This window comes from Flavobacterium caseinilyticum (assembly GCF_004349085.1).
Classification (GTDB): Bacteria; Bacteroidota; Bacteroidia; order Flavobacteriales; family Flavobacteriaceae; genus Flavobacterium; species Flavobacterium caseinilyticum.
The window spans coordinates 221,472-245,327 of the sequence record NZ_SMFM01000004.1; the positions used below are offsets into that span (position 1 = coordinate 221,472).

Annotated in this window: 19 protein-coding genes; 12 read left to right on the forward strand and 7 right to left on the reverse strand. The window is 34.6% G+C overall.

Annotated features, from left to right (window positions below):
- Positions 1 to 147: 147 nt before the first annotated feature.
- The 3 genes from E0F89_RS10770 (at position 148) to E0F89_RS10780 (ending at position 2,385) form a co-directional block, all read left to right on the forward strand.
- On the forward strand, positions 148 to 624 hold the full coding sequence (locus E0F89_RS10770) for a lipocalin family protein (protein ID WP_131909781.1): 477 nt from the start codon (positions 148 to 150) through the stop codon (positions 622 to 624).
- Positions 625 to 637: 13 nt separating this feature from the next.
- Positions 638 to 1,333, forward strand: a complete 696-nt coding sequence (locus tag E0F89_RS10775; RefSeq protein ID WP_131909782.1) for an OmpA family protein — start codon at positions 638 to 640, stop codon at positions 1,331 to 1,333.
- A 104-nt stretch (positions 1,334 to 1,437) separates the two neighbouring features.
- The gene (locus tag E0F89_RS10780) at positions 1,438 to 2,385 is read left to right on the forward strand and encodes an ABC transporter ATP-binding protein (protein ID WP_131909837.1); all 948 of its coding nucleotides are present in this window, start codon (positions 1,438 to 1,440) and stop codon (positions 2,383 to 2,385) included.
- Between the two features lie 208 nt (positions 2,386 to 2,593).
- On the opposite strand, the gene E0F89_RS10785 is transcribed toward E0F89_RS10780, so the two are convergent.
- Positions 2,594 to 5,005: an alpha/beta hydrolase family protein gene (locus tag E0F89_RS10785; RefSeq protein ID WP_131909783.1), complete on the reverse strand. Its 2,412-nt coding sequence runs from the start codon at positions 5,003 to 5,005 to the stop codon at positions 2,594 to 2,596.
- A 287-nt stretch (positions 5,006 to 5,292) separates the two neighbouring features.
- Between E0F89_RS10785 and E0F89_RS10790 the strand changes: the two genes are divergently transcribed.
- Entirely contained in the window at positions 5,293 to 6,300 is a 1,008-nt protein-coding gene (locus tag E0F89_RS10790; RefSeq protein WP_131909784.1) for a 3-oxoacyl-ACP synthase III family protein, read from the forward strand.
- 99 nt (positions 6,301 to 6,399) lie between these two features.
- Here the strand turns inward: E0F89_RS10790 and E0F89_RS10795 are convergent, their stop codons facing one another.
- The gene (locus tag E0F89_RS10795; protein ID WP_131909785.1) at positions 6,400 to 8,799 is read right to left on the reverse strand and encodes a TonB-dependent receptor domain-containing protein; all 2,400 of its coding nucleotides are present in this window, start codon (positions 8,797 to 8,799) and stop codon (positions 6,400 to 6,402) included.
- Between the two features lie 292 nt (positions 8,800 to 9,091).
- Between E0F89_RS10795 and argS the strand changes: the two genes are divergently transcribed.
- The 6 genes from argS to E0F89_RS10825 all read left to right on the forward strand — a co-directional run bounded on the left by argS (position 9,092) and on the right by E0F89_RS10825 (position 15,997).
- On the forward strand, positions 9,092 to 10,870 hold the full coding sequence (gene argS / locus E0F89_RS10800; protein ID WP_131909786.1) for an arginine--tRNA ligase: 1,779 nt from the start codon (positions 9,092 to 9,094) through the stop codon (positions 10,868 to 10,870).
- A 141-nt stretch (positions 10,871 to 11,011) separates the two neighbouring features.
- Positions 11,012 to 12,358 (forward strand): signal recognition particle protein, encoded by a 1,347-nt coding sequence (ffh, locus tag E0F89_RS10805; RefSeq protein WP_131909787.1) that lies wholly within the window; start codon positions 11,012 to 11,014, stop codon positions 12,356 to 12,358.
- Positions 12,359 to 12,435: 77 nt separating this feature from the next.
- On the forward strand, positions 12,436 to 13,317 hold the full coding sequence (locus E0F89_RS10810) for a bifunctional 5,10-methylenetetrahydrofolate dehydrogenase/5,10-methenyltetrahydrofolate cyclohydrolase (RefSeq protein ID WP_131909788.1): 882 nt from the start codon (positions 12,436 to 12,438) through the stop codon (positions 13,315 to 13,317).
- A 329-nt stretch (positions 13,318 to 13,646) separates the two neighbouring features.
- Positions 13,647 to 14,261: a hypothetical protein gene (locus tag E0F89_RS10815; RefSeq protein WP_131909789.1), complete on the forward strand. Its 615-nt coding sequence runs from the start codon at positions 13,647 to 13,649 to the stop codon at positions 14,259 to 14,261.
- Positions 14,262 to 14,263: 2 nt separating this feature from the next.
- Positions 14,264 to 14,557 carry a winged helix-turn-helix domain-containing protein gene (locus E0F89_RS10820; RefSeq protein WP_113666426.1) on the forward strand — a complete coding sequence of 98 codons (294 nt, stop codon included), beginning with the start codon at positions 14,264 to 14,266 and terminating at the stop codon, positions 14,555 to 14,557.
- A 54-nt stretch (positions 14,558 to 14,611) separates the two neighbouring features.
- Positions 14,612 to 15,997, forward strand: a complete 1,386-nt coding sequence (locus E0F89_RS10825) for a DUF4153 domain-containing protein (RefSeq protein ID WP_131909790.1) — start codon at positions 14,612 to 14,614, stop codon at positions 15,995 to 15,997.
- A 40-nt stretch (positions 15,998 to 16,037) separates the two neighbouring features.
- Here E0F89_RS10825 and rluF read toward each other — a convergent pair whose 3' ends face one another.
- The 4 genes from rluF to E0F89_RS10845 all read right to left on the reverse strand — a co-directional run bounded on the left by rluF (position 16,038) and on the right by E0F89_RS10845 (position 19,765).
- A complete protein-coding gene (gene rluF / locus E0F89_RS10830; protein WP_131909791.1) occupies positions 16,038 to 16,850 on the reverse strand; it encodes a 23S rRNA pseudouridine(2604) synthase RluF in 813 nt (270 codons plus the stop codon).
- A 152-nt stretch (positions 16,851 to 17,002) separates the two neighbouring features.
- Positions 17,003 to 17,848 (reverse strand): alpha/beta fold hydrolase, encoded by an 846-nt coding sequence (locus E0F89_RS10835; protein WP_131909792.1) that lies wholly within the window; start codon positions 17,846 to 17,848, stop codon positions 17,003 to 17,005.
- Between the two features lie 39 nt (positions 17,849 to 17,887).
- The gene (locus tag E0F89_RS10840) at positions 17,888 to 18,667 is read right to left on the reverse strand and encodes a zinc ribbon domain-containing protein (RefSeq protein ID WP_091171710.1); all 780 of its coding nucleotides are present in this window, start codon (positions 18,665 to 18,667) and stop codon (positions 17,888 to 17,890) included.
- A 3-nt stretch (positions 18,668 to 18,670) separates the two neighbouring features.
- Positions 18,671 to 19,765, reverse strand: coding sequence for a Nif3-like dinuclear metal center hexameric protein (locus tag E0F89_RS10845; protein ID WP_131909793.1), 1,095 nt, complete (start codon positions 19,763 to 19,765; stop codon positions 18,671 to 18,673).
- A 110-nt stretch (positions 19,766 to 19,875) separates the two neighbouring features.
- Between E0F89_RS10845 and lpxK the strand changes: the two genes are divergently transcribed.
- Both lpxK and E0F89_RS10855 read left to right on the forward strand, forming a co-directional pair.
- Positions 19,876 to 20,901 (forward strand): tetraacyldisaccharide 4'-kinase, encoded by a 1,026-nt coding sequence (lpxK, locus tag E0F89_RS10850; protein ID WP_131909794.1) that lies wholly within the window; start codon positions 19,876 to 19,878, stop codon positions 20,899 to 20,901.
- Entirely contained in the window at positions 20,873 to 21,685 is an 813-nt protein-coding gene (locus tag E0F89_RS10855) for a purine-nucleoside phosphorylase (RefSeq protein ID WP_131909795.1), read from the forward strand. The genes lpxK and E0F89_RS10855 overlap by 29 nt, the downstream gene beginning before the upstream one ends.
- 3 nt (positions 21,686 to 21,688) lie before the next feature.
- Here E0F89_RS10855 and E0F89_RS10860 read toward each other — a convergent pair whose 3' ends face one another.
- Positions 21,689 to 23,854, reverse strand: a complete 2,166-nt coding sequence (locus E0F89_RS10860) for a tetratricopeptide repeat-containing hybrid sensor histidine kinase/response regulator (protein WP_131909796.1) — start codon at positions 23,852 to 23,854, stop codon at positions 21,689 to 21,691.
- Positions 23,855 to 23,856 lie beyond the last annotated feature (2 nt).

The following is a 23,856-nucleotide window of genomic DNA, read 5'->3' on the forward strand; positions in this document are numbered from 1 at the left end:
AATTCTTTCAAATAGAATACCAATTGCGGACGAGGTGACAAATTGTCGTAACTGTTAATTATGATACAAAATAATAAAATTCTGAAACAAATTTGACTTTCTTAATTAGTACCTTTGTTAAAATAACAATATACAAATTTTAAAAAGATGAAAAAAATAATTTTATTATGCACATTAGCAGTTGTAATGTTTGCATGTAAGTCTATATCAGCGACGAGCACAAATACAGACAGAAAAGCTCAGGTTAACATGAAAGGAAACTGGGAAATCAGCTCTGTAACCTATCCAGGTTCGCAATATGTAAAAGTGAATTCTTTTCAACTTGCAGATTCAGAATGTTTTGTAGGAAGTAAATGGAAATTTGTTTCCAATAATAATAAAGGAACAATGGCTATTGCAAAAGCAGGTTGTCCTTCTTTTAGTTCGTCAATTACCTGGTTTGTAAACAATGACAAACAATTTGTGTTAAAAGTGCTTAATGCAGGTGAAAAAGCAAAAAAAGTCAGAGATGGTTATGTACTTAGGTTAGACAATCAAACGGCTACTTCTTTTCAATTGGTTGATAGAATTGATGTTGCAGGAAATATGACCGATGTTGTGTACCAGTTTAATAAAATTAATTAATAAAAATACAGATATGAAAAAGATTTCAATAGTTGCAATTGCAACAATAATGGTTTTAGGATCAATGTTTACAAGTTGCGAAGCAATAAAAAACACCAATAAAACACAAAGAGGTGCAGGAATAGGCGCTGCAGCGGGAGCTGTACTTGGAGGTGTTCTTGGGAACAATCTTGGTAAAGGTGGTAAAGGTGCAATGGGAGCCGTTTTAGGTGGTGTTATTGGTGGTGTTGCCGGTGGAGCTATTGGTAACAAAATGGACAAACAAGCAAGAGAAATCGATGCTGTTCTTCCAGGAGCTGAAGTAGTTCGTATTGGAGAAGGAATTAAATTAGTTTTGAATGAAAATGCAGTTCGTTTTGATACTAACAAATCTTCTTTAACTGCCCAAGCGCAATCAAACTTAGATAAATTAGTTCCTGTATTTGCAGAATATCCAGACACAAATATCACAATCTACGGGTATACAGATAATACTGGTACCGCTAAATATAATTTGAAACTTTCAGGAGAAAGAGCAGCAGCAGTTAGAAATTATTTGACTAGCAGAGGCGTTTCTTCAAGTAGATTTCAAGTTACTGGTTTAGGAATTGCTGATCCAATTGCTTCTAATGAAACTATTGATGGCAGAAGCCAAAACCGTCGTGTTGAATTTGCTATTACTGCAAATGAGAAAATGATAAAAGATGCCGAAGCTGAAGTGAAAAACTAAGCAAAAAAAATCATAAAAACTAAGGCTGTTTCGTCACGAAGCAGCCTTTTTTTGTGTCTAAATTTGAATTAAACATTGTAAATTTGCAGCTTTAAAAAAAGATGATGCTAGAGATAAAAGATATTTCCTTTTCTTACACTGAAACCCCTGTTATTGAAAATGTAAGTTTCACCATTGCCAAAGGACAAAATACCGCTATTATTGGTGAAAGTGGTTGCGGTAAAAGCACCCTGCTAAAACTGATTTACGGATTATATGATTTAGATAGTGGAGCAATAACCTATAATGAAAAACCTATTTTTGGACCCAAATACAATCTGGTTCCGGGAATAGACTATATTAAGTACTTGGCACAGGATTTCGATCTGATGCCGTACATCACAGTTGAAGAAAACGTGGGTAAGTTTTTGTCGAATATGTATCCTGAACAAAAGAAAGCCCGCGTTCAAGAACTGTTGGAAATGGTCGAAATGACTGCTTTCGCAAAAGTAAAAGCGAAGTTCTTAAGTGGCGGACAGCAGCAGCGAGTAGCTTTGGCAAGAGTTTTGGCTTTGGAACCCGAAATTATTTTGCTCGATGAACCGTTTAGTCAAATTGACTCTTTCCGAAAGAATTCATTGCGACGCAATTTATTTCGATACTTGAAAGACAAAGGCGTAACCTGTATTATTGCTACACATGACAGCACCGATGCGTTGTCTTTTTCTGATGAAACAATTGTGGTTCAAAACGGAAAAGTAGTGGCACAAGGGGATTCCAAATCCTTGTATGAAAACCCGGCGAATAAATATATTGCTTCTCTTTTTGGGGAAGTGAATGAGTTGAAATTGTCTCAATTAATAGCACTTGAAGACGATGATGATGCCTTACTTTTATTGTATCCGCATCAATTGAAAGTGGTGGACAACGCCATTATGAAAGCAGTTGTGAAACAATGTTATTTTAAAGGAAGCCATTATTTAGTCAAAGCAGCTTTTGAAAGAAGAGCGATTTTCTTTGAGCATGATTCAGAACTGGAACTTAATCAGGAAGTATACTTGATGTTATCCTGAGGGTAAGCGTTCAGTAAACAGTGCTGAGTATTCAGTTATTTTCAGTTCTGATAACGATCGAAAGTAGAAGCCGTTTTCAAATCTTAATTAATGTATTAAAAAACAAAGACCCCAAAATCAATATGATTTTGGGGTTTTGTGCAATGTTAATTTTTAATCTGCAACTTACTGATCACTTCGTAACTGATTACTGAACACTTTTTCAGAGTTAATTTTTTAAATATTTTTCTAAGAACTGATCTTGTTCCCAAAGCAAATGCAAAATATTCTCTTTGGTTACATAACCGTGACTTTCTTTAGGTAAAATAACCATTCTTGCCGGAGCTCCTAGTCCTTTCAGAGCCTGGAAATAACGCTCAGTTTGCAAAGTGAACGTTCCCGGATTATTATCGGCTTCACCGTGTACTAATAGCATTGGCGTTTTCATTTTGTCCGCATTCATGAATGGCGACATAGTGTTGTATACTTCAGGAGTTTCCCAGTAGTTACGCTGTTCCATTTGGAAACCAAATGGTGTCAACGTTCTGTTATAAGCACCACTTCTGGCGATTCCGCAAGCAAAAAGATTAGAATGTGTCAATAAATTAGCCGTCATAAAAGCACCATACGAGTGGCCACCAACGGCTACTTTTTTTCTGTTGATGTATCCCAAAGCATCCACGGCATTAATTGCTGCTTCGGCATTGTCAACTAATTGGGTAATGAAATTATCATTTGGTTCCGTAGTTCCTTCGCCAATGATAGGAAAAGCAGCATCATCAAGAACGACATAGCCTTTGGTTACCCAATATACGAACGAACCATAACTAGGAAACGTGAATTCATTCGGGTTTTGTGTGCTTTGTCCCGCTGATTTTTTGTCTTTGTATTCAGCTGGATACGCCCAAATCAACAATGGCATTTTCTCTTTTTTAGCCTTGTCATAACCAACAGGTAAATACAATGTTCCGGATAATTCGACACCATCTTTACGTTTGTATTTAATCACTTCTTTACTCACATTTTTGATGCTTTCAAAAGGATTTTTGAATGCCGTAATAGGTGTCAGTTTGTTTTTTTGTTTGATATTTCTAAGGTAATAATTCGGGTATTCATTTTTTGACTGGATTTGTACTAAAACAGTTCCTTTTTTGAAGTCTTCAATCTCCAAAATATCCTCTTTTTTATCTTTATAAGCTGAGGTGTACAAACGTTTTGCTTGTAAGGTTTTTAAATTAAATTCGCTGATAAAAGGAAATTGACCGTTTTTAGTAAAACCATTTCCAATAAGATATGCATTATCATTTTCGATAGCCAAAACATATCTGTTGTATTGGTTTTTTCTGGTTTCAAAGTTTCCGGGATCAGAATAAACATCTTGTGAGTTTCTGTCGAAAATTACTTTTGGAGCCTGACTTGGATTCGATGGATTGATGATATACGTTTTGGTATTACGCGTGTCGTACCACTCATCTGAAATTATGGCGATATCGTCATTTCCCCAAATCATACGGTCATAGCGCTGCGGAGTTTTTACCAATGAAGTGGGTGCAGCATCAAATGGAGCATTCCAAAGAAAGACTTCATCTCTGAATTCTACTTTGTTTGCAGGATCTCCGCCGTCTAAAGCTTCAGCATACGCTAATGTTGCCGGTTTGTCTGTTCTCCAGTTCATGTTTCTTTTTCCTTTTCGGACGGCCATAAAACCTTTAGGGATAATTTCAGTAAGAGGTACTTCATTTACTACTTTTACTTCGTTTCCGGCCTTGTCATAAATAACAGATTTAGATGGAAAACGACTCAACGGAACGATATATGAAAATGGTTTTTGGATAGTAGTCAGCATCAAATAATTCCCGTCAGGGGAAAAACTTTCTCCGGCGTACATATCGGCTTTTTTGAATAAAGTAGCCGTTCCGTTCAAGTTCACTTGGTATAATTCAGAAGTCATGACGTTCTCAAAATTGATTTCATCATTCATGTTTTTCAACATATCCGGATAGGTTCTGTTTTGGGATTTCGCACCGTCAGCATTCGAAATTATTGGACCGGTTGGCAAATCTTTTTTGGCATCTAAAAGTGCTGCTCTGTTTTTTGGCAACATTTTCACCAAAATAGTTTCGTTGTCATTCATCCAGCTGAACGGACTCCCAATATTAGCATTCACTGTGGCTTCTGTTAACTTTGTGGCTTTCGCCGAAGCAACATCGATAAACCAAAGTTCAACACCAGAGGCAGTGGTGTGGGAAAATGATATTTTTTTATCATTTGGTGACCAGGCGATATTACTGATACGAGGATTCGTAGGCAAACCTGCAACTTGTACTTCGTTTTTGTCTTTTATTTTACGTAATTTCAGGTTGTTCACATAGGTAACAGTACTGGAAATATTCGTAATTGGATTAATACGCAATCCGCCTAAGCGCAATTCGTCTTGGTTTAAATCGTCCAGCGATTTATAGGTATTTCTGTAGGTCAACAACATGTATTCTTTTTTGGTATCCATCGATACCGAAGGTGCTCTTTCATAATCAGCCAATTCCAAAATGGATTGAGATGGTTTTTGATAGCTTAAGTTTTCTTGTGCAAAAGTGGTTAAGCTTAGGCCAAGAAAAAGAAAAAATGGAATTTTTAATTTCATAATTTGAATGATTTTAAATTAGCGTTGGTATTGTCAATAATTGGTCTAAAATAATTCAATGTTGTTACATTTGGAAGCAAATATGTCTTTTTAACTTTTGATTTGGTTACAGTTCCTTTTCTCGTGATTTTATTTTTTATTTTTGATCCCTATATTTTGCTGATGAAAGCTGTAAATCAAGGGCAAAGCAATAAAACTTGTAAATTGCTAAAAAAGTAGTAATTTGTCGCCTCATATTTTAAAGTATGTTTTAAATTTGGCTCTTATTTTAATAAAATAACAATTGTATGTATCATTCAAAAATAGCAGGATTAGGTTATTATGTTCCCGAAAACGTAGTGACTAATGACGATTTGTCCAAAATCATAGATACCAATGACGAGTGGATTCAGGAAAGAACTGGAATTCAGGAACGAAGACATGTTATAAAAGGGGAAGATACAACTACTTCTATGGGCGTAAAAGCCGCTGAAATTGCAATCGAGCGTTCTGGCGTTGCTAAGGAAGATATCGATTTTGTGGTTTTTGCCACATTGAGTCCTGATTATTATTTTCCTGGTCCTGGAGTTTTAGTACAGCGTGATTTGGGTTTGAGAACCGTGGGTGCATTAGATGTCAGAAATCAGTGCTCTGGATTTATTTATGCTTTATCAGTTGCGGATCAATATATCAAGACTGGAATGTATAAAAATATATTGGTTATTGGATCTGAGGTTCATTCGACCGGATTGGATATGACGACTCGAGGAAGAGGCGTTTCGGTAATTTTTGGAGATGGTGCTGGAGCGGCTGTTTTGAGCAGAGAAGAAGATTTGTCCAAAGGGATTTTATCTACACATTTACATTCTGAAGGGCAACATGCCGAAGAACTAATTGTAAAAGCTCCGGGAATGGGAGGCCGTTGGGTAACAGATATTTTAGCAGATAATGATCCGGATGACGAAAGTTACTTCCCGTATATGAACGGACAATTTGTATTTAAAAATGCTGTGGTTCGTTTCAGCGAAGTAATCAATGAAGGATTGCAGGCAAATAATTTACAGGTTTCCGATATTGATATGTTGATTCCGCATCAGGCAAATCTGAGAATTTCACAGTTTATCCAAAAGAAATTCAACTTGACAGATGATCAGGTGTATAATAATATTCAGAAATACGGAAATACAACCGCCGCTTCTATCCCAATTGCTTTAACTGAAGCATGGGAACAAGGGAAAATAAAATCAGGAGATACTGTTGTTTTGGCAGCATTTGGAAGTGGTTTTACTTGGGGAAGCGCTATTATTAAATGGTAAAATGATTTGTTAGGGTAACAAAAATGTTTCTACATCAAAAAACTCGGAGTTGGCATACTCCGAGTTTTTCTTTTGGTAACAAACTATTAAAACTAATTTTTATAAAAGGCCTCCGCCTCCTTGGGTTTCGTTATTGTCTCTTTGCTTTCTTGCGGCGGCTTTATTTTTCCCGCTTCCAAATCTATAATTGAAGCCTAGATAAACGGTTCTGCTTTCCCAATTGAATTCTCCATTTGTTTTGTAAGGACGTTCTCCATCAAAAGCAAATCGCATAGTTTTGAAAATATCGCTGAAACGCGCACTGATGGTTCCGCTGCCTTTTAGTACGTTATAACTCGCTCCCATATCCATCTTCCACATTGGGCTTCTGTCAAACTGAAGACTTAAATCTCTTCCTCTGTACATTCCAAATAATTGAAAACGCAAGTCTTTTGTCGCTTTAAAAGTATTGTTAATACGGGCGTTGAACGTTGTAACATCGATTTCTACAAATTCATAATTCCCAGGCGTATCCTCAATAGTTCCTTTTGTTTTCTTATTATAGGCATCAAAACTGATGTTGGCACTCCACCATTTTTTGAAATCCAGGTTTCCGGACACTTCAACTCCGTACGCATTATTGTTATCAAAATTATCGTACGAGATAATTTGTCTGTTGGAATCATTTGGATTTGTAAAAATCACTCGTGTTATTTCGTCTTGAATTCTTCTGTAAAAAATCCCGGACGTTATGGAACCAATTTTAGTTTTTCGGGTGTAATTTAATTCAAATGAATTGGTAAATTGAGGAACCAGAAACGGATTTCCTTCAGAATCTATTGTTGGCGTACTCCATTCTCGAATAGGATTTACCTGAGAAATACTCGGTCTGTCTACTCTTCGAGAATAATTCAAACTGAACGAGTTGTTGTCACTTGGGTTGTAGGTTATAAATGCCGACGGATAAATACTTAAGATATCATCCTCAAATTTCGAATCTGCTTCGCTAACTTTTCTAAATAAAGCTTCAGCGTTGTATTGTTCTAAACGCGCTCCCGCCTGAAAATTCCATTTTTTCCACTGTTTTCCAAGAGTGGCATAAGCGGAGTATAATGTTCTTTCGTAGGTAAAATCAGAATTGTAGAGGTTATTCAAAAACAGGTTGTTGTCTGTATTTTCATTTCTGCTTTCTAAACCTAATTCCAATTTTGTGGTTTCAGAGAGTGGATTTACATAATCAAGATTTATAATCGTATTTTTTCCTAACGTTTTTACATCATTTGTAAACGAATTAGTGGAGCCATTTACATTAGTGTACAAGGCGTTTTCGGGACTGTCATTTTTATTGTAATTCACTTCTAATTCTAAATTGTGTCCTTCCTTTTTGAAGTCTAATTTATAATCAAAATTATAAGTTTCAGAGTGGTTTTCGCTTTTATTGTCAAACAATTGGAATCGGTCATTGGTAGCCGAAGAAACATAATCGACTTTAGTATTTCCAAAATCTTTTCCGTTGGAAAGGTTTTGATTGGTGTAAAAAGAAAATGTGTTTTTGTCATTAATATTGAAATCAAATCCAAGTTTTGCCAAATGAGAGGTGTTTTTAGAATTCATGTCAAAAATTTGCTTGTTTTCATTATTTAATTCTTGACTGTTTATAAAGCCGTTGTTCGAATATTTTCCATGATTAAAGCCATAATTTCCATAAAAATTGAACTTTCCTGTTCTGTAATTTAAGTCAAAAGAGGAATTTACTTTTGGTGTTATCCCAAAGGTTACGCCGTTGTTTATACTTCCGTTAAATCCAAGTCTGCTATTTTTATTTAAAACAATATTGATGATTCCGCTCATTCCTTCGGGGTTATACTTAGCCGATGGATTGGTGATTAACTCAATTTGTTTGATCGATGCGGACGGGATTTGTTGCAAAATCTGAGCGGCATCCATATTAGTTGGTTTTCCATCGATAAGGATACGAACATTTGAATTTCCTCTCAAACTGATGGCATTTGTTTGTGGATCAACACTCACCGATGGAATGTTATTCATGATTTCTCCGGCTGTTGCTCCGGCAGAGATTAAATCTTTACCCACGTTTATGATTTTGCGGTCAATTTTTTGCTCAATAGTAGATTTTTCTTTTACAATGGAAACGCCTTCAAGTTGGATAGCATCTTCTTCCAGCGCAATGGTGTTAAAGTTGATGCTATTTTCTAAAGTTAATTTTGCTGGTTTTAAAATCGTTTTGTATCCCATAAATTGGATTTCCACGATATAATCTTTCAAGGCTAAATTTTTGATTTGAAAAGTTCCCTTCTCAGTTGTGATTCCGCCGGTAACTACTTTGTTGTTTTCTTTTACAACAATATTTACATACGGTAAGGGTTCATTGGTTTTCTTGTCTGTGATTTTTCCTGAAATAGTTCCTGTGTTTTCCAGAATTGTCGGTTTGACCGAAGTTTGTGCCTGCATTGAAAACAACGTTCCAATAAAGCAGATCAAGATTGATTTTAATTTCATGATTGATTTGATTTAAATGATTGATGATGCAAATATATTCTTTTAAATAATACTATGCTAAACATAATACCTTTTTTAATAATATTTAATATTTATAAACAAAAACTTACCCGCAAAAGGTTTTAAATAGACTGCTCAGCACAGATTTTGTTACATCTATTTTAAAAATAAAATATTGAATTCTACTGTAATCGTGGCTTAAGGCTTCATTTTCAGATGTAAATTATCTTGTTTTCCAATTTTCAAATTACTACAATATGACTATCTTTGCCACCTAAAACCAATACACGAAATGACATTACCACAGATTCTTACACCCTCTATTGAAAAAGCTGTACAAGTTTTATTTGACGTTACCATTGATAAAGTTGAATTTCAAACGACACGCAAGGAATTTGAAGGCGATATTACCATGGTTATTTTTCCATTGTTGAAAGTAGTGAAAAGCAATCCAGTAGAATTGGGAACTAGAATTGGGACTTATTTAGTCGAAAATTTAGCTGAAGTAGACCGTTTTAATGTGGTTTCGGGTTTTTTGAATATTGTTATTTCAGATGACTATTATTTGAATTTTTTCGGAGGTATAAAGGATGATGTTTCGTTTGGTTTCGTTACTCCAGATCCAGAAGCTAAGGCGGTGATGGTTGAATATTCTTCACCAAATACTAATAAACCATTGCATTTAGGTCATGTCCGTAATAATCTTTTGGGATACTCAGTGGCGGAAATCATTAAAGCTTCGGGTAAAAAAGTATATAAAACTCAAATCATTAATGATAGAGGAATTCATATTTGTAAATCGATGTTGGCATGGCAAAAATTCGGAAACGGACAAACACCGGAATCAACGGGTTTAAAAGGAGACAAATTAGTTGGAAATTTTTATGTCGCTTTTGATAAAGCATACAAAGAAGAAATAGCGCAGTTAATGAGCGCGGGCAAAACAGAAGAAGAAGCCAAAAAACAAGCGCCAATCATTATGGAAGCGCAGGAAATGTTGCTGAAATGGGAAGCTGGTGATGCGGAAGTGATTGATCTTTGGAAAACCATGAATCAATGGGTTTATAACGGTTTTGACAGCACCTATAAAAATCTTGGTGTTGATTTCGATTGTTTTTATTACGAAAGTAATACCTATTTATTGGGGAAAGATGTGGTGCAGATTGGTTTAGAAAAAGGAGTATTCGAAAAAGACCCTGACGGTTCCGTTTGGATTGATTTGACGGATGAAGGTTTAGACCGCAAAATTGTACTTCGTTCTGACGGTACGGCGGTGTACATGACTCAGGATATTGGCACAGCGATACAACGTGTAAAAGATTATCCGGATGTAGGCGGAATGGTTTATACGGTTGGTAACGAACAGGATTATCACTTTAAAGTATTGTTTCTTATTCTTAAAAAACTAGGTTTTGACTGGTCTGAAAATCTATTTCATTTGTCGTACGGAATGGTGGATTTGCCTTCCGGGAAAATGAAAAGTCGTGAAGGAACGGTTGTCGATGCTGATGATCTGATGCAGGAAATGACAGCTACAGCCCAAAAAATTGCAGAGGATTTAGGAAAATTAGATACCTATTCTGCTGAAGAAAAAGCAAAATTATACAAAACCATAGGTCTGGGTGCTTTGAAATATTATATTTTGAAAGTAGATCCTAAAAAAAGAATCCTTTTTAATCCCGAAGAATCAGTTGATTTTGCAGGAAATACAGGTCCGTTTATTCAATATACCTACGCCAGAATTCAGTCGATTATTCGTAAAGCTAATTTTGATTTTTCAAATAAATCAAAAATGGCAACGCTTCATGAAAAGGAAAAAGAGTTAGTAAAACAACTGGAACTTTTCCCGGAGGTTATTCAAAATGCAGCACAGCATCACAGTCCTGCGTTGATTGCTAATTTTACCTATGATTTGGTTCGGGAATACAATTCATTTTATCAGGCGGTTCCTATTTTGGGCGAAGAGGATTCAGAAAAGAAAATTTTCAGGGTTCAGTTGTCTAAAAAAGTGGCAGACACTATTGCATCAGCTTTCAGGTTACTTGGGATTAGTGTTCCGGAAAGAATGTAAAAGCAAATATAAAACGACTTCAAATAGAAGTCGTTTTTTTTTTGTTAAAACAAACCTCAAAATGAGATGTCAATATTCTAAATATCTAATTGCCTAATTATCTAATTAGTTTATCTTTGCATTTCAAAATAAATCAATACTATGTTCGACAATTTAAGCGATAAACTAGACAAAGCCTTTCACATACTTAAAGGTCACGGAAAAATCACCGAAATAAATGTAGCCGAAACTTTAAAAGAAGTTCGTAGAGCCTTGCTTGACGCTGATGTCAACTTTAAAATTGCCAAAGATTTTACCACCAAAGTAAAAGAAAAAGCACTTGGACAAGATGTATTGACTACGTTGCAGCCAGGTCAGCTTTTGGTGAAATTAGTTAAAGATGAACTGACGGAATTAATGGGTGGTGATGTTGCCGGAATCAATCTTTCCGGAAATCCAACAGTTATTTTGATGGCTGGTTTACAAGGATCAGGGAAAACTACTTTCTCAGGAAAGCTGGCAAATTATCTTCTTACAAAAAAGAATAAGAAACCACTATTGGTTGCATGTGATATATATCGTCCGGCGGCAATTCAGCAATTATATGTTGTTGGAGATTCCATAGGAGTTGAGGTGTATTCGGAACCCGAAAATAAAAATCCGGTAGAAATTGCTCAAAATGCAATCAAACATGCGAAAGCAAACGGATTCAATGTAGTAATTGTCGATACAGCGGGTCGTTTGGCAGTTGACGAGGAAATGATGAACGAGATCGAACGCGTTCATAAAGCCATTGAGCCGCAAGAAACGTTATTTGTTGTAGATGCTATGACTGGTCAGGATGCCGTTAATACAGCAAAAACCTTCAACGAAAGATTAAATTTTGATGGTGTTATCTTAACCAAATTAGATGGAGATACGCGCGGTGGAGCGGCAATTTCGATAAAATCGGTTGTTAATAAACCAATTAAATTCGTAGGTACAGGCGAAAAAATGGACGCAATTGATGTGTTCTATCCTATTCGTATGGCCGAAAGAATTTTGGGAATGGGAGACGTTGTGTCTTTGGTAGAAAGAGCACAAGAGCAATTTGATGAAGAAGAAGCACGTAAAATTCAAAAGAAAATTGCCAAAAACGAATTCGGTTTTGATGATTTCCTTTCTCAAATACAACAAGTGAAGAAAATGGGTAATATGAAAGACTTGGTTGGAATGATACCAGGTGCTTCCAAAGCCATGAAAGATGTTGAAATTGAAGACGATGCTTTCAAACATATTGAAGCCATTATTCACTCGATGACTCCAATCGAAAGAAGTAAACCGGCACTTATCGATGTAAAAAGAAAAGCCCGAATTGCAAAAGGTTCCGGTACCAAAATTGAGCAGGTCAATCAATTGATGAAACAGTTTGAGCAAATGAGCAAGATGATGAAAATGATGCAGGGACCTGGAGGTAAAAATTTGATGAAGATGATGGGCGGAATGAAAAGTATGCCAGGAATGAAATAAAATAAGTCAAAAGTCGAAAGTCTTAAAGTTGTAATGACTTTAAGATTTTCTGCTTTAATACATTAAATTAAATAACAATGCAACTACTAGACGGAAAAAAAACAGCCGAAGACATTAAGAGTGAAATCGCTGCTGAGGTTCAAAAAATAAAAAACAATGGTGGCAAAGTACCTCATTTAGCAGCAGTTATTGTAGGGAATGACGGGGCAAGTTTAACCTATGTAGGCAGTAAAGTAAAAGCTTGCGAAAGGGTGGGTTTTGAATCGACTTTAGTAAAAATGCCAAGTACAACCACTGAAATCGAGTTGTTGAAAAAAATTAAGGAACTGAATGAAAACGATGATATCGATGGTTTTATCGTTCAGTTACCGCTGCCAGAGCAAATAGACGAGCAAAAAGTATTAATGGCTGTGGATCCAAGCAAAGATGTTGACGGATTTCATCCTGAAAATTTCGGAAAAATGGCTTTAGACATGAGCACTTTTATTCCGGCTACGCCTTTTGGAATTTTAGAATTGTTAGAACGTTACGAAGTAGAAACCAAAGGAAAACATACAGTAGTGATCGGCCGCAGTCATATCGTGGGAAGACCCATGAGTATTTTAATGGGAAGAAAAGGTTTTCCGGGAAACTCAACAGTTACATTAACACACAGTTATACTAAAAATATTGAAGAAATTACAATTCAGGCTGATATTATTATAACAGCTTTAGGTGTTCCCAATTACCTGAAGGCAAATATGGTGAAAGATGGTGTTGTGGTGATTGATGTCGGAATCACGAGAGTTGCTGATGAATCAACAGACAAGGGCTACGTTATTACCGGCGATGTCGATTTTGAAGAAGTAAGTAAAAAAGCTTCTTACATTACTCCGGTTCCGGGTGGAGTAGGACCTATGACTATTGCGATGCTGTTAAAAAATACACTATTGGCTAGAGAAATGAAAATAAATAAGTAGAGAGAAAAATAATTTTGAATGGAAGCCTTAAATGTAAGTTTAAGGCTTTTTTTTATTGTAAAAACTGTATAAAATTCCGATGGGTCCAACATTAAAGTGCGGTTGGACTGGGATGAACGTTCCCCACAATTCACAAGGTAATTGCTATGGAATCTGGATTGTGATTTCTGTTTGCTTTTTATTACCAGCTTTTAGTGTTTTTTGTTCAAAAAAAAACGATGGTTTTGATACTTTATACTTTGGACAAATAATATTTATTAAAAATAATTCATTTTCTATTTTGAAATTTAAAAATATTAAATAACTTTGTAACTCAAAGTACTTTATATATGAGTCAAAAACTTCAAGAAGATTTATCGCATATTCGTTCCATGATGGAGCGCTCTTCCAGATTTATTTCGTTAAGTGGCCTTTCAGGAGTTTTTGCGGGGTTATTTGCTTTAGCAGGATCAATTTATGCGTATCAATTGTTTAAAAATAATGATATTGAATATTTTGACGATACGCAAAAGATATACAGCTCTGATTTAATTATCGAATTAGTTTTCATTGCTTTTGCAATTTTAATTTTAGCATTGGGATCGGGTGTGTTTTTTACTTTGAGAAAAAGTAAAAAGTTTGATTTGCCGGTTTGGACTAATACCACTAAAAAAATGTTACTGAATCTAGCGATTCCTTTATTGGTTGGAGGCGTGTTTTGCATGGCACTCTTATATCACCATTTATTTGCTCTAATTGCTCCTGTTACTTTGTTATTTTATGGTTTAGCACTTATTAATGCAGGGAAATATACTTTTTCGGATATTAGATATTTAGGTGCATGTGAGATTATTTTAGGATGTATTTCCCTTTTTTATCTTGGTTTTGGACTCGTTTTTTGGGCAATAGGATTCGGAATTTTGCATATCCTGTACGGAATAATTGTGTTCAAAAAATACAAATAGAAATGGGAATCATTGACAAATTAAATAAAGATTTCGAAAGTCGGGTCAGATTAGGCATTATGTCTGTTCTGATGGTAAACGACTGGATTGATTTTACTGAAATGAAATCTTTATTGAATATCACTGATGGAAATTTAGCAAGTCATTCTTCGGCGTTAGAAAAATCTGGATACATAGAAGTAAAAAAAGAATTTGTTGGTAAAAAACCAAAAACGTCGTATCGAGTTACCAATATTGGCAGAACTGCTTTTATTTCCCACTTGAATAGTCTTGAAAAATTAATCAAATCGAAATAACCCTTTTTTTTAACTTTATACTTTGAAATACAAAGTACTTTTAAATTATTAATTATGAAAAAACTACATTTTATTTTAGTCAGCAGTTTGGTTTTTACACTGCTTTTTTACAACCAAGATTTGGGTCTCAATTGGGCCATTTTCGGGATGATGCAAACCGCCTTAATATGTTATTTCTTTCAAGAGAAAATTACCAGTAGGGCACATCTGATTTTAGTTGTTACATCGGTTCTGTCATGCTTTGCATTTGCTTGGTACGGAGATTTTCCATCTTTTTTTGCCATGGTTTTGTCGATTATCTTTTTACAATTCAAAACCCAGGAACCAAAACTTAAATTGTTACAAGCTCTTCCTTTAGTATTAATGAACGGTATCGCTTCGTTAGGTCGTATATTGATGTTTAGTCAATATCTTCCGAAGCGAAAAGTCAACAGCGGTTTTGCTAAAAAATTGATTGCTTATTTCGTTATTCCAGTTGTTTTTCTTGGGTTGTTTTTAACTGTATATTCTTTTGGAAGCGATCATTTTTCGTCTTTGTTTACCGGTTATTATTTAGATATTGATGCGTGGCAAGCATTTGTACTTACCGCTTTAGGATTTTTCATTTCATTCACTTTTTGGAATTATTGGATTCCTGAGGTTTGTTATGAAAAGAATAATTTACTGGACAATGACTTTAAGGATGAAGCCAAAACGCAAAATCAAAATTCATTTTCGTTTTTGGATATTGATTTTGAAAGAAGAAGTGGCGAGATTACGTTGTTTCTTTTAAATACATTGCTTTTGATTTTCATTGCAACTTATAACTACGAACAGTTTTTTGAAGTGGTCAAAAAATCTAACTTAAGTTCTGATACACACGAAAGAGTAACTGCTGTTATTTTTTCAATCATAATGGCGGTTGGTGTTATTTTATTCTATTTTAAAGGAGGGTTTAATTTTGATGAAAAAGCTAAAAATCTTAAAAAATTAGCTAAGATTTGGATTCTTTTAAACGGAATTTTAATACTGTCTGCCATCATCAAAAACTCAGAATATGTTTCGTTTTTCGGATTGACTTATAAAAGGTTAGGTGTTTATGCTTTCTTGATTCTGGCCATAATTGGATTGGTTATTTCTTTTATAAAAATTACCAAGCAAAAAACGAATGCTTTTCTTTTCAATCAAATGATTTGGTATTTCTACGGAACAATTTTACTATGCAGTTTTGTTAACTGGGGAAATCTGATTACCAATTATAATATTTCTGTAAATAAAGGGGTGGAGCCTAAATTTTTATCCGGACTAAATTTTAATGATGAAGTACTCAGAGACTATTTTTTAAAAAATAAATTAGATGGTCAATACAGTGAAATTTCAAGAGATCAGCAGATTAGTCGAATGCAAGCAAAGTCCTTTTTGTCAAAAGCTTTGTATTATGAATTTTTACCTGGTAAATAAAAGCAAAATCCCATTCATTTCTGAATGGGATTTGTATTTTTCAATAATCGCCTCTTCCTTTAAATCTGGGATCATCTCTCTTGATGAATTCGGTTTTTCTTTTTGGCGCTTCCGTTTTGGGTAAACTGGCTTCTTCTGTTTTACTGGAAGGTTCGATCAATTCGTTTAATTCTTTGATTTCTGCATCAGTCAAATCACGATAACGTCCCACAGGAATATCCAGCGAAATATTAATAATTCGGATGCGTTTTAGCGCTGTAACATCATACCCTAAATATTCTGTCATTCGACGGATTTGACGGTTTAAACCTTGCGTCAAGATAATTTTGAAAGTAAATTTGCTGATTTGTTCCACCTTACATTTTCGGGTAATAGTGTCTAAAATTGGGATTCCATTTCCCATTCTTTCGATAAAACGATCGGTGATGGGTTTGTTTACGGTTACCGTATATTCTTTTTCATGATTGTTTCGGGCTCTTAATATTTTATTGACGATATCGCCGTCATTAGTCATGAAAATCAATCCTTCACTGGCTTTGTCCAATCGTCCGATAGGGAAAATACGTTTAGGATAATTGATGTAATCTACAATATTATTACGAACATCAAGGTTAGTAGTACATTCGATTCCAACGGGTTTGTAGAAAGCAAGATAAACGGGTTTCTCATTTTTCTCACGGATTAATTTACCGTCAATACGCACTTCGTCATTTGGGGAAACTTTTGTGCCCAATTCCGGAACAATTCCATTGATGGTTACTCGACCTTCTTCAATGATTTTATCAGCTTCGCGGCGGGAACAATACCCAGTTTCTCCTATGAATTTATTGAGGCGTTTTAGATTTTCTTCCATACTGCAAAAGTAATGAATTTGTTTGTTAGATTTTAGACTTCTTAGATTTTTGGATTGTGGGAAAGGTTATTTTTGATGTATTGCATTAAGTCTTCTTGGATTTAATACGCAAGTTTATATCATCTAAGAATTCTGAAAATTTAAGGCGTCTATTATTCTTCAAATAAAAAATGAGATACTTTTTTATACAACTCATCGTCATGCATGCTATGGCCTAAGCCTTTGGTCTCAATGAAAATCACATTTTTCCAAGCTCCTGCAATTTTTTTTCCTTCTTCAAATAGAACCACGGAGTCGTCAATATCATGAGCAATTAATCCTTTTATATTTAGTTTTGAAGCAAATGTTTTACCAGAAAACTGCTCGAGACTTAGTTTGAAATTATTAAGATAGTACGCCTCTAAAGATTTAGAGATTTTTACATTTAAGCTTAATAATGTAATGTAGTTGTTCAGGATAATTTTGAAATCACTTGGCGCTCCCAAAATCACCATTTTTTTTACCGCATCATTTTGATAAACGGATTGATAATACAAACAGGTTTTCCCACCTATAGAATGACCGATGAGATATTGTGGTTTGAATTTTTGCACAGCAACATGAATAAATTCTGCGTATTGCGGAATGTTGAATTCTTTTCCGCTAGACAATCCATGTGCAGGACCGTCAATAGCAATGATAGTGCTTCCTGATTTTTTTAGATATGGCAATAAATTTTCCCAGCGAGAAGCATTGCTTTCCCAGCCGTGAACCAGAAGTATTACGGTATTATTTCCTTTCCAAGTATAGGTGTGAAAGGAATTTTTTTCAAGTTGAAACATTTCGGACTGTGCTTCCTGCAGGATTATCGGAAGTTTATTTTTAGATAATTTCCCTTCTCGGGGTTCACTAAAAAAACCATACGCCAGTTGCGATGCTTTTTTTGGAAATACAAAACTCAAAAGGTTAATATATAAACCAATTGATTTAGTGAATATAAAAAATATTGTTTTTTTCATAAAAAAAAAGTCCCGATTTGTATCGGGACTTAAATGTAATTAGAATTTAGAAAACAATTGTTCCATTTTCTCTTTTTCTTCGTCGGCCAATGAACTGTCGACTAATATTCTTCCGGAATGTTCATCAGTAATGATTTTCTTTCTGGAAGCAATTTCTACTTGTGTCTGTGGTGGAATAGTGAAAAATGATCCTGCAGAAGCTCCTCTTTCGATAGAAACTACAGCTAAACCATTGCGAACGCTACTTCTGATTCTTGTGTAAGCTTTCAATAATCTTTCTTCAATTAAAGCTTGGAATTCTGCTGATTTCTCAGATAAGAACGCTTCTTCTTTAGCAGTTTCAGCCATGATAGCGTCTAACTCAGATTTTTTGTGCTTTAAGTGATTTGATTTTGCTTCTAATCTTTCTTTAGAACTTGAAATTACTTCTTTCTTGTGTTCGATAGAAGCTTTCATTTCTTTAATTTGTTTTTCTGACAATTGAATTTCTAATTCTTGAAATTCAATTTCTTTAGTCAACGAATTAAATTCTCTGTTGTTACGAACAGTTTCTTGTTGCTTAGTATATTTTTTGATAGCTTCTTTGTGCTCATCAATTGCATTCTTTTTTGATTTGATTAGATCCTCGATAACTTCAAGTTCTCCTTTCAATTTTTCTGAACGTGTGCTTAAACCAGCCACTTCATCTTCTAAATCTTCTACTTCTAAAGGAAGTTCTCCTCTTACGTTTCTGATTTCGTCAATTCTAGAGTCAATAAGTTGTAAATCGTAAATTGCTCTTAACTTGTCCTCAACACTTAATTCTTTCGTATTCGCCATATTCTATAAGTACTTAACTGGATTTGAATTTTCTTCTGATAAAATAACTGCAAAATTAAGGATTTTTTTCCGAAGATACTCAACAATATAATTTTTTGTATAACGTTCACTCTCAAAATGTCCAATATCGGCTAAAAGTAACTTGTTTTCGGCTTCATAAAACTGATGGTATTTCAAATCGGCAGTCAAGTAAGCATCGGCTCCCGCCTGAATCGCATTTTTTATTGCAAAACTTCCAGCTCCGCCAAGAACTGCTACTTTTTTTATTTCTTTTCCTATAAAGTTCGAATGTCGAATCCCGCCACATTGCATTTTTTCTTTGGCAAAAAGCAAAAACTCTTTTTCATTCATGGGATTTTTCAATTCGCCAATCATTCCCAGACCAATATTTTGATGTTGGTTTTGCAACTCATAAATTTCATGAGCCACTTCTTCATAAGCGTGGCTTTTGAATAATGCTTTCAGGATTTTGTTTTGCAAATGTTTTTCGAAAGTGACTTCGATTTTGATTTCGTCGCCTTGCACAAATTCAAATCGTTCTCCAATTTGTGGATTGCTATGCTCATTTCCCATGTAGGTTCCAATTCCTTTCGAATTAAAACTGCAATTTTCATAGTTGCCAATGGTTCCCGCGCCAGCATCAAATAGTGCATTTCGCACTTCTTCTGCGTTTTCAGGAATGGTAAAAGTCACTAATTTCCGAATGAAGTTTTGCTTCGGAATTAGGATTTTAGTATTTACTAATCCTAATGCGTCGCTGAATATTTTATTCACGCCTTCCTGATGGTTGTCCAAAGCGGTGTGAACGGCGTAAATTGCAATGTCATTTTTTATGGCTTTAATAACTGCGCGTTCCACGTAGTTTTTTCCGGTAATTTTTTTCAAACCAGAAAATAATATCGGATGAAAACAAACCACTAGATTACAATTTTTTGCAATCGCTTCGTCTATTATATTTTCTAAAGCATCATGACAAACCAAAATTCCAGTGGCTTCCATATCTTGGTCTCCAACCAATAATCCGACATTGTCAAAATCTTCAGCATAGGCAAGTGGCGCCATTTCTTCGAGTACAGAAATTATTTCTTTGATTTTCATGTTTTTTTAGTTTAAAGTCTAAGGTTTAAAGTTTAATGTTGATCAACTTTAAACATTAAACAAAAGAAACAAAATTTTAAATCAAAGATAATTTATTCTACTTTCGTAAAATGAATTTACTTCGAAAATTACTGTCTCCGTTTGCCATTTTATATGGTCTCATAGCGAGTATTCGTAATTTTCTTTTCGATAAAGGAGTTTTGAAATCCTACTCTTTTGATTTGCCAATTATTGCTGTCGGGAATCTGAGCGTTGGCGGAACCGGAAAAACGCCCCAAATCGAATATTTGATTCGGTTGCTTTCTGATAAATATAAAATTGCCACGTTAAGCAGAGGTTATAAAAGGCAATCTAAAGGTTTTATTTTGGCCGATGCCAATTCAAATGCCGCAACTATTGGAGACGAACCATTTCAATTTTTTCAGAAATTCCCATCGATACAAGTTGCAGTTGATGCCGACAGAAAAAACGGGATAGAACAATTGCTTTCGCAAACAGAAAAACCAGAAATTATCTTACTTGATGACGCTTTTCAACATCGAAAAGTAAAAGCAGGTTTTTATATTTTGTTGACATCCTACGGCGATTTGTATTCGGATGATTTTATGTTGCCAACCGGAAATTTGCGCGAAAGCAGTAGCGGTGCAGAAAGAGCGAATATAATTATAGTAACCAAATGTCCTTTTAATCTTTCATTTGAGGAACAGGACGACATTAAAAATCGATTAAATCTTTCGAAAAATCAAGATTTATACTTTACATTTATAGCATACGATGATTGTATTTATGGTGAAATTCGTAATGTAAAGGTTGAAGAAATTCAACATGCTGCTAAAGTATTGGTGGCAGGAATTGCAAAACCGGAATCATTTTTTTCCTATTTACAAAACCCAAATGATGTTTGTTTGTCTTTTCCAGACCATCATAATTTTACCGATAAAGACATTTTAGAAATTAAAAGTTTAGCTCAAAACAACATTATTATCACTACCGAAAAAGATTTTGCGCGGTTAAAGGGAAGTTTGCCTAATAATCAACTTTTCTATTTGCCAATACAAAGCTCTTTCGTTTCGGGAAGTAAAAATTTTGATAAAACAATTATAGATTATGTGGGAACAAGTACAAGAAACAGTTAGTTATATTCAAGAAAAAATTAATTTCACACCAGAATACGGTGTAATTTTAGGTTCAGGATTAGGGAGTTTTACGGACGAAATGAAAGTAGAATATACGTTGCCTTATCATGAAATTCCAAATTTCCCGGTTTCGACAGTGCAAGGTCACAAAGGCGCATTAGTTTTTGGAACAATAGGAGCTAAGAGAGTTGTTGCTATGCAAGGACGTTTTCATTTTTATGAAGGTTATTCGATGACAGAAGTAACTTTTCCGGTGCGAGTGATGAAGTTTTTGGGTGTCGAGAAATTAGTAGTTTCAAATGCATCAGGCGGTGTAAATTCAAGTTACAAAGTAGGATCTGTTGTGATGATTACAGATCACATCAATATGACTCCTGAACATCCTTTGCGTGGAAAAAATGACGAACGTTTTGGACCTCGTTTTGTAAATATGAGCGAACCGTATTCGAGAAAAATGATTGCGAAAGCTACTGAATTAGCTAAAGAATTGAACATCGAGGTTCATGAAGGAATTTATCTTGGTTTACAAGGTCCAACTTTTGAAACTTTAGCTGAATACAAAATGGTGAAAATTTTGGGCGCCGATTGTGTGGGAATGTCAACCGTTCCCGAAGTTATTGTAGCGCGTCACATGGATTTGGAAACATTTGGAATTTCAGTAATTACCGATATGGGTAACGAAGAAAGTATTGGAACAATCTCTCATGACGAGGTTTTAGAGGCCGCTAAAGAAGCAGAGCCAAAAGTGCGAAGCCTGATCAAAGAATTGATTTTGAAGTATTAGTTTTTAAATATATTCTGCAATGACGGTGTAAAATTCCTCTGGTATGAACGGTTTAGTAATTACATCGTTCATGCCAAATGATAATAACATGTCGCGGTTTTCATCCAATGAAATTGCGGTAAGCGCTATAATTGGTGTTATGTTATCAAATGTTCTGATCTCTTGTGTAGCAATTGTTCCGTTTATGCCCGGTAAATGTACATCCATCAAAATGAGATCAAATGTGTTACTTTTTGCTATTTCAATTGCATCTTCACCGCTATCGATTATAGTACAATAAATGCCTTTTTTCTCCAACATTTTTTTGGAAATCATTTGATTGATTTTATTATCCTCTACTAAAAGAATTTTTTTATTTACTAATTTTGAATCGTAGTTCACTTTTGGTTTAATTTCAAGTTCCAAGGGCTCTGAACTCACCAAGAACTGAAGTTTAAATGAAAACGTTGAGCCTTCTCCTACAATACTTTTTAGTTTTATTTGACCGCCTAAGATCTCAATTAATTTTTTTACAATAGTCAATCCTAGGCCAGTTCCTCCGTATTTGCGATTGACTTCGATGGAGCCTTGAGAAAAACTATCAAAGACGCTCAGTAACTTGTCCTCGGATATTCCTATTCCGGTGTCTGTGACCTCAAAATATAAAGTTGCTTTTTCATCTGTTACTTTTTTCAAATTGGCAATCACTGTGACGGCACCATCCGATGTGAATTTCAACGCATTGTTGATCAGATTTAATATAATCTGCGATAATTTTGTAGGGTCACCAATCAAGTAATCTGGAATAGTTTCGTCAATTTCGAGTTTGAAACTGTTGTTATTCGCTGAAGCCAATTCCTTTAATGAGTTCTGAATATTTCGTAATAATTTTTTAAGATGAAAACGAGTATATTCTATTTCAACTTTTTCTGAATCAATTTTATTAATTTCTAATATCTCATTGATGAATTTTGTTAAATATTCTGCCGAAAATTGCAACGAAGAGAGATAATCCATTTGTGTTTTCTTTGGCTTTTCTTCAAGTAATAAATGGGTAATCCCATTAATAGCGTTTAATGGAGTTCGCAATTCGTGACTTACTGTAGATAAAAATTCAGATCTTGCTTTTGACGCTTTTTCTGCTTTATCTTTTGCTATTTCTAATTCATTATTTTTTTCTTTCAGCAACAAATTAGATTGATTTCTGATGATATTATTTTTGTACAATGACAAACTTAACAATGATAAAATTGAAATTAAGGCAATGGCAAAAACACTGATTAGTTTAGAAAATTTATTGGCCTTTTCCTGTTCTTTACTGTCATAATTGGTTTGGGCAATTTCTTTTAACCGCTGCGAATCTTTGAATTTTTTATAGTCATCAATCCCCAGTTTTTCGTTGTCTAAAATGCTGATTCTTTCTTTAAGGTTGAGATGCTGCTTCAAATACGAATAGGCAGTGTTTTTATCTAACATTTTTTCATAAACAGAACTTAGCGCCAATAAAATATTTGATTTTTGAACTAGATTTTCATTTTTGCTGTTTAATTCTAATGCTTTAGTAAAATAATTTAATGCTAAATTATTTCTGTTTTTCAGTGCTTCAATATTACCCATATGATAAAGCGCCTCCGTTTTCGTATTTAACAAAGCAGGGTTGTCCTCTTTTGCAATGATAATTTTGTAGATGGATGATGCTAGCTCAAATTTATTCTTTGATTGGTAAATGAGCGCTTTTTGCAAATTGAACAACTCTGCATTATCCGGAATTTTTAAGCTGTTATTGATGGTTTTCGCTCTTTCAAAATAAATGGCTGCGCGGTCAAAATTTCCTTTTTCCATGTAGCATAAACCAATGTGATAGTATGTTAGAGCATGATCTTTGCTGCTTTCAAAATTGGAAAATATTGCAGCAGTTTTTAGAAAAGTTTCGATGGCATCATCGTACTTTCGTATGTCAAAATAAATTTTACCAAGGTTGAAGGTTTGCAGTGCCTGGTCTTTACTGTTCTTGATTTTTATCGCATAAAGTATTGCTTGCTGAGTGTGCAACAGTGCGTCTTTGTAGTTGTTGTTTTGAATTTCCGAGTTGCTTAAACTGCTGTAATAAGCAATGCTGTCTGTTTTCTCATTGGGCTGAGAATACAGTAACATATTAAAAAAAAGTACGTAAACGAAAAAATATTTCATTT